Raw genomic sequence first — 12,879 nt, 5'->3', positions numbered from 1 at the left:
CGACCGGGCGGCGGCAGAGCGCTGTGGAGGATTTCACTCCCCGCCGGGCACGGGCCCGGAAACGGGCCCGGCCGGGCGGGTCAGCCGTCCTCCCGCCAGCGGTTGGTGATCGGCAGCCGCCGGTCCCGCCCGAACGCCTTCATCGAGATCTTCGTGCCCGGCGCGGACTGCCGGCGCTTGTACTCGGCGGTATCCACCATCCGCAGCACCCTGTCGACCACCGCCGGGTCGTGCCCGGACGCGACCAGGCCCTCCCGGCCGAGGTCACCGTCGACGTAGCCGATCAGGATCGGGTCGAGTACGTCGTACTCGGGCAGCGTGTCGCTGTCCAGCTGGCCGGGGCTCAGCTCGGCGCTCGGCGCCTTGCCGATCGAACTCTCCGGGATCGGCGGGGTCTCACCGCGGCGGGTGGCTTCGGCGTTGCGCCACGTCGCCAGCCGCCAGATCAGCGTCTTCCAGACGTCTTTGACCGGGTTGAACCCGCCGACCGAGTCGCCGTAGAGGGTGGAGTAGCCGACCGCCAGCTCGCTCTTGTTGCCGGTGGTCAGCACCAGGTGGCCCTCCTGGTTCGACAGCGCCATCAGGATCACCCCGCGGACGCGGGCCTGGAGGTTCTCCACCGCCACCCCGGAGAGCGACATGTTCGCCAGGAAGGTGTCCACCATCGGCTGGATCGGCTCGACCCGGTAGTCCAGCCCGGTGCGCTTGGCCAGGTCGGCCGCGTCCTCCCGGCTGTGCTCGGAGGAGTGCTGGCTGGGCAGGGAGACGCCGACCACCCGATCGGGCCCGAGCGCGTCCACGGCGAGCGCGCCGGCCACCGCCGAGTCGATGCCGCCGGAGAGGCCGAGCACGACGGAGGGGAACCGGTTCTTGTCGACGTAGTCGCGCAGGCCCAGCACGAGCGCGTGCCACACCTCGGCCTCGTCGGCGACCGGGGCGATGATCCCGCCGGTGGCGGCGGGACCGTCGGGCAGCGCCGGGACGGCCTCGACCGCGTGGCGCACCACCCGCAACCCGTCGGCCAGCTCGGTGTCCGGGCCGGATGTCTCGGTGGCCGCCGGCAGGTCGACGTCGTGCACCAGCAGGTGCTCGACGAACTGGGGGGCCCGCGCGAGCAGTTCGCCGTCGGCGGCCACGATCATCGAGTCGCCCTCGAAGACCAGCTCGTCCTGGCCGCCGATCATGTTGACGTACGCGATGGCCGCCCGGGCCTCGGCGGCCCGGCGGCGGACCAGCGGCAGGCGGATGTCGTCCTTGTTCAGCTCGTAGGGCGAGCCGTTGATGTTCAGCACCAGGCCGACCCCGGCCTGCCGGGCGGCGGCGAACGGGCCGCCGACCTGCCAGAGGTCCTCGCAGATGGTCAGGGCCACGTCCACCCCGCCCACCCGGACCACGGTCAACGTCCCGCCGGGCACGAAGTAGCGGTCCTCGTCGAACACCCCGTAATTGGGCAGATGGTGTTTGAAGTAGGTGGCCACGATCCGGCCGCGGTGCAGCAGTGCGGCGGCGTTACGGGCCCCCCGGCCGGGTTCGGCGTCCCCGCTGACCTGCGGCGGGCCGTCCGCGTCCAGGTAGCCGACCAGCACCGGCAGCTCACCCGAGCCGTCCGCGGCGAGATCCGCGGCGAGCCGCTCCAGCGCCGCCTTCGACGCCGACACGAAGGACCGGCGGAAGACCAGGTCCTCCACCGGGTAGCCGGTCAGCATCATCTCCGGGAACGCGACCAGCTGGGCGCCGGCGTCGGCGGCCTTCCGGGTCCACGCACGGACCAGGTCGGCGTTGCCGCTGAGGTCGCCGACGGTCGGGTTGACCTGGCACAGGGCGAGACGCAGGGTGGGCATGCCCTCATCTTGCCCCAGCGGGTGCGGCCGGACACGTCCGGCGGCGGGAGACGCCGGCCACCCCTCCGGGCCGCCGGCGCGGGGTCCACGGACGATCCCCGCGGGGCGTTGCCGGCCGGCCGGGCGACGGGACCCGGAGGCCACCTGCCGGCGGCGGTGCGGACGGGACCTCTCCCCCCGCGTGTCGACCCAGCCGGTCCGCGGGGCCCGCCCGTTCCGCCAGCTCGGCGGCCCGGGTGGCGACCTGCCGGTGCCCGCGTCCGGGGCCCACACCCGGCCGGCGGTCGGGCGGGGCGGGGCACGGGAGGACGCCGGCCGGGCGGTCGCGTAACGTCGGCGTAACCAGGCCGGTGGAGACTGGTCGGTCAGGCCGGGCCGGCCTCCGCCGGTGGCGGATTACGTGTCACGAGGGGTGGAAGTGGACCGTCAGCAGGAGTTCGTCCTCCGTACGCTGGAAGAGCGGGACATCCGGTTCGTCCGGCTGTGGTTCACCGATGTGCTGGGCACGCTCAAGAGCGTGTCGGTGGCCCCGGCCGAACTGGAGGCCGCCTTCGAGGAGGGCATCGGGTTCGACGGGTCGGCCATCGAGGGCTTCGCCCGGGTCTTCGAGTCCGACATGGTGGCCATGCCCGACCCGACCACCTTCCAGGTCTTCCCCTTCGAGGGTGGGGTCAGCGGCGAGAGCGCCCGGATGTTCTGCGACATCCTGCTCCCCGACGGCGGGCCGTCCTGGGCCGACCCGCGGCACGTGCTGCGCCGGGCCCTGTCCAAGGCCGCCGAGAAGGGCTTCACCTTCTACACCCACCCGGAGATCGAGTTCTTCCTGCTCGAGAACGGCCCGATGGACGGGTCGGTGCCGGTGCCGGTGGACACCGGCGGCTACTTCGAGCACACCACCCACGCGGTGGCCCGCGACTTCCGCCGCCAGGCGGTGCTGGCGCTGGAGCGGATCGGCATCTCGGTGGAGTTCAGCCACCACGAGGTGGCCCCGGGGCAGCAGGAGATCGACCTGCGCTACGCCGACGCCCTCACCACCGCCGACAACATCATGACCTTCCGGCACGTGGTGAAGGAGGTCGCCCTCTCCACCGGCGTGCAGGCCACCTTCATGCCGAAGCCCTTCACCGACCAGCCGGGCAGCGGCATGCACACCCACCTGTCGCTGTTCGAGGGGGAGCGTAACGCGTTCCACGACGGCGGCGACCCGATGAAGCTGTCGAAGGTGGCCCGGGCGTTCATCGCCGGGCTGCTGACGCACGCGCGGGAGTACACCGCGGTCACCAACCAGTGGGTCAACTCCTACAAGCGGCTCTTCCCGCAGGCGCTGCCGGACCGGGTCACCGAGAGCCCGGCGTACGTCTGCTGGGGTCACCTGAACCGGTCCGCGCTGGTCCGGGTGCCCGCGTACGGCAAGCCGAACTCGGCCCGGGTGGAGGTCCGTTCCCCGGACTCGGCGGCCAACCCGTACCTGGCCTTCGCGGTGCTGCTCGGCGCCGGTCTGCGGGGCATCGAGGAGGGCTACGAGCTGCCGCCGGGCGCCGAGGACGACGTCTGGTCGCTGACCAGCGCCGAGCGCCGCGCCATGGGCTACGAGCCGTTGCCGGAGAACCTCGCCGAGGCGATCGACGTGATGGCCGGCTCGGAACTGGTCGCCGAGGTGCTCGGGGAGCACGTCTTCGACTTCTTCCTGCGTAACAAGCGCGCCGAGTGGGAGCAGTACCGCCGCGAGGTCACCCCGTACGAGCGGCAGCGCTACCTGTCCCTGTGAGAGCGGGGCTGCCGGTGTGGCGCGGTGCCGCTATCGTCTCGATCACCGCGCCGGCACCCCGCCGGGCGTAGCCGGTCGGGAGGCAGTCGGTGCTGGAGGATCTGCTCAACGGAGCCTGGCAGAGCGTGGTGTTCGGGATCGTCGGGGTCGCCCTCATGGCGGCCGGGTTCCTGCTGGTCGACCTGCTCACCCCGGGGCGGCTGCGGGACCTGATCTGGGTGCGCCGCAACGGCAACGCGGGGCTGCTGCTCGCCGCCAATCAGCTCGGCATCGCCGGCATCGTGTTCACCGCGATCCTCACCAGCTACAGCGACTTCGGCAAGGGGCTGGCCTCCACGGTCGTCTTCGGGTTGGTCGGGCTCGGCATCATGGCGCTGGCGTTCTTCGTGCTGGACCTGCTCACGCCGGGCCGGCTCGGCGAGATCATCTGTTCCGACGAGCCGCACCCGGCGGCCCGGGTCAGCGCCGCCACCCACTTCGGCGCCGCGCTGATCGTCTGCGCCTGCATCGCCTGAGCGGGAGCGTCGTAACCCCGGCGTAGCGTGCGGGCGTGAACCGGACCGACCGTCTCTACGCCCTGGTGGAAGAGCTGCGCGCGGTGTCGCCGCGGCCGCGCAGCGCCCGCTGGCTCGCCGAGCGTTTCGAGGTGAGCACCCGCACCATCGAGCGCGACATCGGCGCGTTGCAGTCCTCCGGCGTGCCGATCTGGGCCGAGCCCGGCCGCACCGGCGGCTACGCGCTCGACCGGGCACGCACACTGCCGCCGGTCAACCTCACCGCCGGCGAGGCGGTCGCGATGGCGGTGGCGCTGCACCGGCTGCGGGGCACGCCGTTCGCGTCCGCCGCCGCGGCGGCGCTTCGCAAGCTGGTGGCGGTGATGCCGGCCGCCGACGTGGCGGAGGCGCACCGGCTGGCCGCGCGGGTGCACCTGATCGGCGACGGGCCGGTGGCGCCCGTCCCGGCCAGCGTCGCCGACGCGGTGCTCGCGCGGCGGGTGCTGCGCATCCGGTACGCCGACCGCGCCGGCGCCGGCTCGCTGCGCGACGTGGAGCCGCTGGGCTACCTCGGCAACCCCCGGCACTGGTACCTGTTGGCCTGGTGCCGGCTGCGCGCCGGCATCCGCGCCTTCCGCACCGACCGGATCACCTCGGTCACCGCCCTCGCCGAACGGGTGCCGGACCGGGAACTGGCCACCGACGACCTCGACATCCCGCACGAGCGGGTCCGCCGGCTCAGCCTGGTCTGAATCGGCGCGGAAACACCGACAGGACGCTGTCGCCGGCGAGGCCGAGGCTGCTTGCCGACGGCGCCGGTCGACCGGCCGGCGCGCGGAACGGGAGGCGACACATGTCCACGATCACCAACGCGGTCAGCTGGTTCGAGGTCGGCACCGACCGGCCGGAGGAGACCGGGCGGTTCTACACCGACGTGTTCGGCTGGGCGTTCACCGAGCAGGGCACGGCGGATGCGTCGTACCGGGTGGTGGACCCCGGGCCGGAGGGGTCGATCCAGGGCGCGGTCCGGGCCACCGGCGGAGCGGGCCCGAACTACGCGATCTTCTACGTCCAGGTCGCCGACGTGGCTGACACCTGCCGGCGGGCCGAGGCGGCCGGCGGCAAGGTGCTGGTGCCGGTGCAGGCGAACGACAACGGCCTCACCTTCGCTCACCTGCTCGACCCGGCCGGCAACCACTTCGGCGTGTTCGCGCCGCCGGCTGCCGCCTGACCGACCGGCGATCCGGCGGCGTCCCGCGCCGAGCCCGCCGGACGGTAGCGGCGTGCCCGGCTGGCCGAGCCTGTCTGGTGGGTCGCGCCGTGGCCGGGCCGCCGGACCGCCGGGGAGGTCGGCGATCTGGCGGCGTCCCGCAGGGTCGCCGCCACATCGCGGCGCGGTTGACCAGCCCGGCCGGCCCCGCGCCTGGGACGCGGGGCCGGCCGGACGATCACTTGCCGCCGGCGCCGCCCGGGCCGCCGTGGCCGCCCCGACCGCCCGGCCCGGGCAGCACTCCGGCCTCGGCCGCGGCGCTGATCGCGTCGGCCTGCTCCTGGGTGAGCTTGCCGTCCTGCACGGCCTGGTCCAGCCGCTCCTTCAGAGCGGCCTGCCGGTCGGCGGCGTTCCCGCGCTCCGGCCGGTCGGCCGGCTTGTGCTGCTCGCGCACCTTCTCCAGCGCGGCGGTCACCTTGTCGGCGGAGACGCCGAGCTCCTTCGCCAGCGCCTCGGCGAACGCCGCCTGCCGCTCGGCGCGCTGCTGCTGCCGGTCGGTGCCCGCACTGGCGCTGGTGCTCGGCGACGGCGTCTCGTTGTTTGCCGCGAACGCGACGGTCGGCGCCGCGATCCCCACGCCGAGTACACCGGCCGCGGCCAGCCCGGCCAGCAGGTGCTTCTTCCTGATCGTGCGGGACATGCTGTCCTCCAGCTCGTCGGTGGTGATGCGATGACGTGACCGACGGTGGCCAGCCCGGCTGGAGGGAACCCATGACGAGGCTGTCAGTGAGCTGGCAATCGTCGCCGCCGGGCCGGACAAACCGGGTTGCATCGGCACACCTGGGCGGCGAAGCGGGCGGTCGGCGGGCCCGACCGGCGAGCAGGAGACGGAACAGGGTCGTGGGGACAGCCGTCAACGGGGCGTGGCCGGGGGAGTGGGACGGGTCAGCGGACCGCGGGGGCGACCGTCAGGGTTCCGGCGTGGGCGTCGAGGGTGGCCTCGGTGCCGACGGGGACGGTGAGCTGGCCAGCGCCGTGGCCGATGGGCAGGCCACCGAGCACCGGGACGCCGAGGTCGCCGAGGCGCTCGGCGAGCACGTCGGCGACGTCGACCGGCCAACCGTCGGCGCAGCCGGTGAACTGGCCGACCGCCACCCCGGCCAACCCGTTCAGGACGCCGGCGCGGCGCAGCTGGGTGAGCATCCGGTCCACCTTGTACGGCGGCTCCTGCACCTCCTCGACCAGCAGCACCGCCCCGGTGAGGTCGGGCATGTCCGGGGTGCCCAGGGAGGCCACGATCAGGCAGAGGTTGCCGCCGAGCAGCCGCCCGACGGCCCGGCCCGGGACCCGGACGGGGAAGGTCTCCTCCTCGGCGACGGCGGTGACCGTCACCGGCTCGGTGGTCATCAGCGCGGCGTGCAGCGACTCCGCCGAGCGCAGCGGGGTGCGCTCGTCCCGCCAGGCCGCCCCGGGTCCGTGCACGCCGGCCAGCCGGGCGCCCCGCCAGAGCGCGAACTGCAGCGCGGTGATGTCGGAGAACCCGGCCACCACCTTCGGGTTCCGGCGGACCGCGGCCATGTCGATCGCGTCCACCACCCGTTGCGACCCGTAGCCGCCCCGGGTGCAGATCACGCCGCGTACCTCCGGGTCGGCGAAGGCGGCGTTCAGGTCGGCGGCACGCAGCTCGTCGGCGCCGGCCAGGTAGCCCGCCCGGGCGTACGCGTTCGGCGCGGCCACCGGCCGCAGCCCCCATCCGGTGAGCAGCTCGATGCCCCGGGCCACCCGCTCGGGCCGGGTCGGCCCGGACGGCGACACCAGCATCACCGTGTCGCCGGGGCGCAGCACCGGTGGGCGTACGGCGTCGTCGGGGCGGGCGGGTGTCTGGTCGCGCACAGCGGCAGAGCCTAGCCGCGCCGGGGGTCGGCCCGTCGACGTACCGCCCGGCGGAGCCGTTCCGGGGTTCGTCGGGCAACGGGATAGCCTCGACGTCGTGGCAACCGCGCTGGTGATCGAGAACGACCCGACCGACGACCCGCGCCGGCTGGGCGAGTGGCTGACCGAGGCCGGCCTCGACCTGTGGGTGGTGCGCCCGCACGCCGGTGACGAGCTCCCGGCCGACCTGGCGGGGTACGCGGCGCTGGTGGTGCTCGGCGGCGAGCAGCAGGCGTACCCGCAGCCCGACGGCACGCCCGGAGCGTCGTGGTTCCCGGCGGTGGAGGCGCTGCTGCGCAAGGCCGTCCGGCACCGGGTGCCCACCCTGGCCATCTGTCTCGGCGCGCAGCTGCTGGCCACCGCGCACGCCGGCATGGTGGAGCGCAGCCCGTCCGGGCCGGAGGTCGGCCCGGGCGTGGTCGGCCGGCGGGACGCGGCCGAGGCCGACCCGCTCTTCCGCTACGTGCCGCTGATCCCCGACGTGCTTCAGTGGCACTCCGACGAGATCACCGAGCTGCCCGCGGGCGCCACCCTGCTGGCCGCCTCGACCCGCTATCCGCACCAGGCGTTCCGCCTCGGCGACCGGGCCTGGGGCCTGCAGTTCCACATCGAGTGCGACACCGCGATGATCGCCGACTGGGCCGCCGATTCCACCCTCCTAGCGGAGCTGGGCTACGACCCTGAGGTGGTGGTGGCCGCCTGCGACGCGGTGATGGTCGACGTCGAGGAGGTGTGGCAGCCGTTCGCCGCCCGGTTCGCCGCGCTGGCCCTCGGCGAGCTGGACGGCAGCGCCCGCCGCAGCCTGCCCGTGCTCGGCCACTGATGAGCCGGCCGACCAGCGCCGCCGGCCGGCTCGCCCGCTACGGCTTCGGCCTCGCCGACGACGACGGTGCCGTCCGGGCCGCCGACCTGCTCGGCCCCGATGGGCTGGGCCTGTGGCGGCCGGCCGAGCAGGAACCGGCCGACGAGCGGGCGCAGGAGCTGCTCAGCGCGCTCTCCCGGGCCGCCGACCCGGATCTGGCGCTGCGTCAACTGCACCGCCTGGTGGAGGCCGAGCGCCGGGCGGCGGGCGCCGGCGGCTCCGGCCCGACCGGGCCCGCGTCCACCGGGGCCGCGGGTGGGATGGCCGCCGGGTCGGTGCTGCTCGGCGCGCTGCGCGACGACCCGGGGCTGCGCCGCCGGCTGATCGCGGTGCTCGGCGCCTCCTCGGCGCTCGGCGACCACCTGGTGGCCAACCCCGACCAGTGGCCGGTGCTGCGGACCGCCCCGGACGGGCTGGCGCCCACCGCCGAGGGGCGGCTCGACCTGTCCGGCGCGGGCCAGCCGGTCGCGGTGCTGCGCGCGGCGTACCGGCTGGCGCTGCTGCGGATCGCGGCGGCGGACCTGACCGGCGCCCGGGGCCTGGAGCAGACCATGGGCGCGCTCTCCGCGCTGGCCGACGCGACCCTGACGGCGGCGTACGACATCGCGGTGAGGGAGTTGCCCGAGGGCACCGGCCGGCCCCGGCTGGCCGTGGTGGCGATGGGCAAGTGCGGCGGCGACGAGCTCAACTACGTCTCCGACGTCGACGTGATCTTCGTGGCGGCCGGCGACGACGACCTCGCCGCCGCCACCACGGTGGCCACCCGGCTGATCCACATCTGCGGGCTGGTCGCCTGGCCGGTCGACGCGGCGCTGCGGCCGGAGGGCAACCGGGGCCCGCTGGTGCGGACCCTCGCCAGCCACCTGGCCTACTACCAGCGCTGGGCGCGTACCTGGGAGTTTCAGGCGCTGCTCAAGGCCCGGCCCGCCGCCGGCGACCTGGCCCTGGGCCGCGAGTGGGCCGACCAGCTCGCCCCGCTGCTGTGGCGGGCCGCCGAGCGCCCCGAGGCGGTCGAGGACGTCCGGGCCATGCGCCGGAAGATCATCGACAACGTCCCGCCCAGGGAGCTGGAGCGGGAGATCAAGCGCGGCCCGGGCGGGCTGCGCGACATCGAGTTCGCCGTGCAGCTGCTGCAACTGGTGCACGGCCGCGGTGACGAGACGCTGCGGACGCCCGGCACCATCCCGGCGTTGCGTGCGCTGGTCGCCGGCGGCTACGTCGGGCGCGCCGACGGGGAGGCCCTGCTGCGCGGCTACCGCTTCCTGCGCACCGTCGAGCACCGGCTGCAACTGCAGGGCCTGCGGCGTACCCACACCGTGCCGACCGAACCGACCGCGCTGCGCTGGCTGGCGGCCGCGCTCGGCTACGCGGCGACACCCGGGCGGAGCGCCGTGGAGGAGTTCCGCGCCGAGTGGGTCACCCACGCCACCGAGGTACGCCGGCTGCACGCCAAGCTGCTCTACCGGCCGCTGCTGGAGTCGGTGGCAAGGGTGCCCGCCGACGGGCTGCGGCTGACCCCGGAGGCCGCCCGGCACCGGCTGGAGATTCTCGGCTTCGCCGACCCGGCCGGGGCGCTGCGGCACCTGCAGGCCCTGACCGGCGGGGTGAGCCGCACCGCCGCGATCCAGCGCACCCTGCTGCCGGTGCTGCTCAGCGAGTTCGCCGACGCCCCCGAGCCGGACCGGGGCCTGCTCAACTACCGGCAGGTCTCCGACAAGCTCGGCAGCACCCCCTGGTACCTGCGGCTGCTGCGGGACTCCGGGCCGGTGGCCCGCCGGCTGGCCCGGGTGCTCTCCTTGTCCCGGTACGCCGCCGACCTGCTCGCCCGGGAGCCGGAGGCGCTGCGGCTACTGGCTGAGGAGAGCGAACTGACCTCGCGCCCGCGGGGGGTGCTCTGCGAGGGTTTCGCCGCCGCGGCGGCCCGGCACACCGACCCGGTCGAGGCCACCCGCGCGGTACGTGCGCTGCGCCGCCGGGAACTGGTCCGGCTCGCCTGCGCCGACGTGCTGTGCCGGGCCGGCTCGCTCGCCCCGGCATCGCCCCGCCCGGACGGCGGCCGCCCCGGCCTCACCGACATCACCGCCGTGGGCACGGCGCTGTCCGACGTCACCGACGCCACCCTGGCCGCGGCGCTGCGTATCGCCCGGGCGGCCCAGCCGTCGCTGCCCGGGCTGCGCTTCGCGGTGATCGGCATGGGCCGGCTCGGCGGGTACGAGTCGAACTACCTCTCCGACGCCGATGTGCTCTTCGTCTACGACCCGCCGCCCGGTGCCGACGAGAGCGCGGCCAGCACCGCCGCCCACGCGATCGCCGAGGAGCTGCGCCGGCTGCTCGGCATGCCCGCCCCCGACCCGCCGCTGGGCGTGGACGCGGACCTGCGCCCGGAAGGCCGGCAGGGGCCCCTCGTCCGCAGCCTCGCCGCATACGCCCAGTACTACGCGCGCTGGTCCCGGGTGTGGGAGGCGCAGGCGCTGCTGCGGGCCCGGTTCGTCTGCGGCGACGCGGACCTCGGTGCCGAGTTCGAGGCGATGATCGAACCGGCCCGCTACCCGGCCGACGGGCTGACCCGCGAGCAGATCGTCGAGATCCGGCGGGTCAAGGCCCGGGTGGAGGACGAGCGGCTGCCCCGGGGCGCCGACCCGGCCACCCACACCAAGCTCGGCCGGGGCGGGCTGGCGGACGTGGAGTGGGCGGTGCAGCTGGTCCAGCTCCGGCATGCCGGGCGGATCCCGGCGCTGCGCGGCACGCGTACGCTCGACGCCCTCGCGGCGGCCCGGGACGCGGGCCTGGTCGACCCGGCGGACGCCGCGGCCATGGCCGCCGGCTGGACCCTCGCCGCGCAGGTCCGCAACGCGCTGATGCTGGTCCGCGGCCGGGCCGGCGACCAACTGCCCCGGCACGGTGTCGAGCTGGCCGGGGTGGTCCGGCTGCTCGGCCGGGACGACCCGGGGGTGTTCCTCGACGAGTACCTGCGCACCGGCCGCCGCTCCCGGGCGGCGACGGAACGGGTGATGGCGGGCTGACCCGCTACCGGCGGCGCACCAGCACCAGGTGGTCGACCAGGGTGGCCGCCTGGCCGTCCGGGCCGGTGGCCGCCCGTCGCGGCGCGTCGAGCCGTTCGGTGTGCCAACGGTCGGCAGCCAGGTCGAGCCCGGCGAGGGTCTCCTGAGGGCTGGGAAAGCGTACGTGCGGGTGGGCGGCGCGCCCCACGGCGGGACCTCGCCGTGGTCGACGACGAGCAGCCGGCCGCCGGGCGCCACCGCCCGGGCCGCCGCGCGCAGCACCTCGACCCGGGGGAAATCCAGCGGCGACTGGAGGAACTGCGCGGACACCAGATCGTAGGTGCCGGCCGGGAAGGTCCGGGTGAGGTCGTGCAGCTGGAAGTCGACCAGGGACGCGACGCCGGCGGCGGCCGCCCGGGCGGCGGCCCGGTCCAGGGCGGTGGCGGAGACGTCGACCGCGGTCACCCGCCAGGCCCGGCTGGCCAGCCAGATCGTGTCACCGCCCTCGCCGCAGCCGAGGTCCAGCGCGGCCCCGGCCGGCAGCGGGCCGGCGACGTCGACCAGGTGCGGGTTCGGCCGGCCGCTCCAGAGCTGGTCCCGCTGCCGGTAGAGCTCGTCCCAGTACCGGGCGGTCTCCCCGTCGACCTCCGGCCGCCGTGCGTCCGCCCTGTCCGCGTTGTCCTGCACCGTTCCTCCTGCCACGGTCACCGCGGCGGTCGGGCCGCCGCGTCGGATCGGCGGGCCGTGCGGGCCCGCCGCGTCGATCGTCCGGGCCGGCGGCAGAGCCGGCAAGGATGCTTGCCGGAACGGCAAACCCAGCCGGTGCCGGGCGTGCCGCCGACGCGGCTCGGCCACGGGGGCGGTGCGCCGCGGGTCACCTGCCGAGCCGGTATTCCCCGGCCCGGGGCACCGTGACCACCGTCCACTCCCCGTCGGCGGCCACGGTCGCGCCGCCGGTGGCGGTCAGCCAGCGGCTGTGCCGTACCCGGAGCGGAACGGAGCCCGCCGCCGGGGTGCGGAAGGTCACCGACGCGCCGTCGGAGCGGACCAGCTCGCCGGGGGCGCCGACGATCGGCCGCGGCGCGGTCACCGCCCACACCCGCCAGTGCGGGCCGGACCAGACCGGCGTGAGATACGGCAACCCGCCGGTGACCAGCTCCGCCTCGGCCCGGCCCACCCAGGACAGCGGCGCGTCGGGCACCGCGACGAACTGCACCGCGTTGTCGAGCAGCCAGTCCCGGTAGCTGGTCGCGGTCAGCGGCACCCCGGTCCCGGCCGCGCCGGGGACGGTGGTGAAGAACAGCGGGTTCCGGCCGATGTCGGCCTGCCGCAGCCAGCCTCGGGCCAGCGGCATTTCACCGAGAGACGCCGCCTCCCAGTAGTTACGGGTCGGCGGCACCTCCACCCGGCCGGTGAGCCGCTGGCCGGCCAGGAAGTCCCGCAGCGGGGTGAAGTAGGCCGGCCGGCTGGTCGGGTCGCCGACGCTGCGCAGGTCGGCGGGGACCACCGGCGGCTGCCAGACGCAGACCGCCGCCAGCAGCCCCGCCAGCGCGAGGCCGGCGACGACCCGACCCGGCCGGCTCCGGCCGTCGCCCGACACGCCCGAGGCGTCGGCCCGCGCCGGGTCGGCCGCCGGGCGGCCGGGGCGCCAGCGGGCCAGCCACCCCGGCGGTACGGCGGTGGCGGCCAGCACGGGCAGGGCGAACATCACCGCGAGCCGGGTCGCGTTCAACCCGACCGGGGTGTGCACCAGCGCGGCCGCCAGCACCC

10 protein-coding genes and 2 pseudogenes are annotated in these 12,879 nt (G+C 75.5%); 6 read left to right on the top strand and 6 right to left on the bottom strand.

Annotated elements, in window-relative coordinates:
* Positions 1 to 80: 80 nt before the first annotated feature.
* Positions 81 to 1,841, bottom strand: a complete 1,761-nt coding sequence (locus C1I99_RS03830) for an NAD+ synthase (RefSeq protein ID WP_111132754.1) — start codon at positions 1,839 to 1,841, stop codon at positions 81 to 83.
* Between the two features lie 418 nt (positions 1,842 to 2,259).
* On the opposite strand from C1I99_RS03830, the gene glnA reads away from it, so the two are divergent.
* From glnA to C1I99_RS03810, 4 genes are all read left to right on the top strand, one after another.
* The gene (glnA, locus tag C1I99_RS03825) at positions 2,260 to 3,609 is read left to right on the top strand and encodes a type I glutamate--ammonia ligase (protein ID WP_111132753.1); all 1,350 of its coding nucleotides are present in this window, start codon (positions 2,260 to 2,262) and stop codon (positions 3,607 to 3,609) included.
* Positions 3,610 to 3,698: 89 nt separating this feature from the next.
* Complete coding sequence (locus tag C1I99_RS03820) at positions 3,699 to 4,124, top strand: DUF350 domain-containing protein (protein WP_111132752.1); 426 nt, start codon at positions 3,699 to 3,701, stop codon at positions 4,122 to 4,124.
* A gap of 35 nt (positions 4,125 to 4,159) precedes the next feature.
* Complete coding sequence (locus C1I99_RS03815; protein ID WP_111132751.1) at positions 4,160 to 4,855, top strand: helix-turn-helix transcriptional regulator; 696 nt, start codon at positions 4,160 to 4,162, stop codon at positions 4,853 to 4,855.
* A 101-nt stretch (positions 4,856 to 4,956) separates the two neighbouring features.
* Complete coding sequence (locus C1I99_RS03810; protein ID WP_111132750.1) at positions 4,957 to 5,334, top strand: VOC family protein; 378 nt, start codon at positions 4,957 to 4,959, stop codon at positions 5,332 to 5,334.
* A 217-nt stretch (positions 5,335 to 5,551) separates the two neighbouring features.
* On the opposite strand, the gene C1I99_RS03805 is transcribed toward C1I99_RS03810, so the two are convergent.
* Positions 5,552 to 6,013, bottom strand: coding sequence for a hypothetical protein (locus C1I99_RS03805; protein WP_111132749.1), 462 nt, complete (start codon positions 6,011 to 6,013; stop codon positions 5,552 to 5,554).
* A 245-nt stretch (positions 6,014 to 6,258) separates the two neighbouring features.
* Entirely contained in the window at positions 6,259 to 7,134 is an 876-nt protein-coding gene (locus C1I99_RS03800) for a S66 peptidase family protein (RefSeq protein WP_111132788.1), read from the bottom strand.
* Between the two features lie 169 nt (positions 7,135 to 7,303).
* On the opposite strand from C1I99_RS03800, the gene C1I99_RS03795 reads away from it, so the two are divergent.
* Both C1I99_RS03795 and C1I99_RS03790 read left to right on the top strand, forming a co-directional pair.
* A complete protein-coding gene (locus C1I99_RS03795) occupies positions 7,304 to 8,068 on the top strand; it encodes a type 1 glutamine amidotransferase (protein WP_111132748.1) in 765 nt (254 codons plus the stop codon).
* Entirely contained in the window at positions 8,068 to 11,130 is a 3,063-nt protein-coding gene (locus tag C1I99_RS03790; protein WP_111132747.1) for a bifunctional [glutamine synthetase] adenylyltransferase/[glutamine synthetase]-adenylyl-L-tyrosine phosphorylase, read from the top strand. Before C1I99_RS03795 ends, C1I99_RS03790 begins: the two co-directional genes overlap by 1 nt.
* Before the next feature lie 4 nt (positions 11,131 to 11,134).
* On the opposite strand, the gene C1I99_RS33710 is transcribed toward C1I99_RS03790, so the two are convergent.
* The 3 genes and pseudogenes from C1I99_RS33710 to C1I99_RS03780 form a co-directional block, all read right to left on the bottom strand.
* The gene (locus C1I99_RS33710) at positions 11,135 to 11,317 is read right to left on the bottom strand and encodes a hypothetical protein (RefSeq protein WP_233512311.1); all 183 of its coding nucleotides are present in this window, start codon (positions 11,315 to 11,317) and stop codon (positions 11,135 to 11,137) included.
* Positions 11,318 to 11,388: 71 nt separating this feature from the next.
* A pseudogene (locus tag C1I99_RS33705) lies at positions 11,389 to 11,796 on the bottom strand (SAM-dependent methyltransferase); the annotation flags it as partial.
* Positions 11,797 to 11,983: 187 nt separating this feature from the next.
* Positions 11,984 to 12,879 (bottom strand): annotated as a pseudogene (locus tag C1I99_RS03780) (hypothetical protein); the annotation flags it as partial.

Origin of the sequence: Micromonospora deserti, from assembly GCF_003236335.1 — a bacterium.
GTDB classification, from domain to species: domain Bacteria; phylum Actinomycetota; class Actinomycetes; order Mycobacteriales; family Micromonosporaceae; genus Micromonospora; species Micromonospora deserti.
This window is presented reverse-complemented; position numbering and strand designations above follow the sequence as displayed.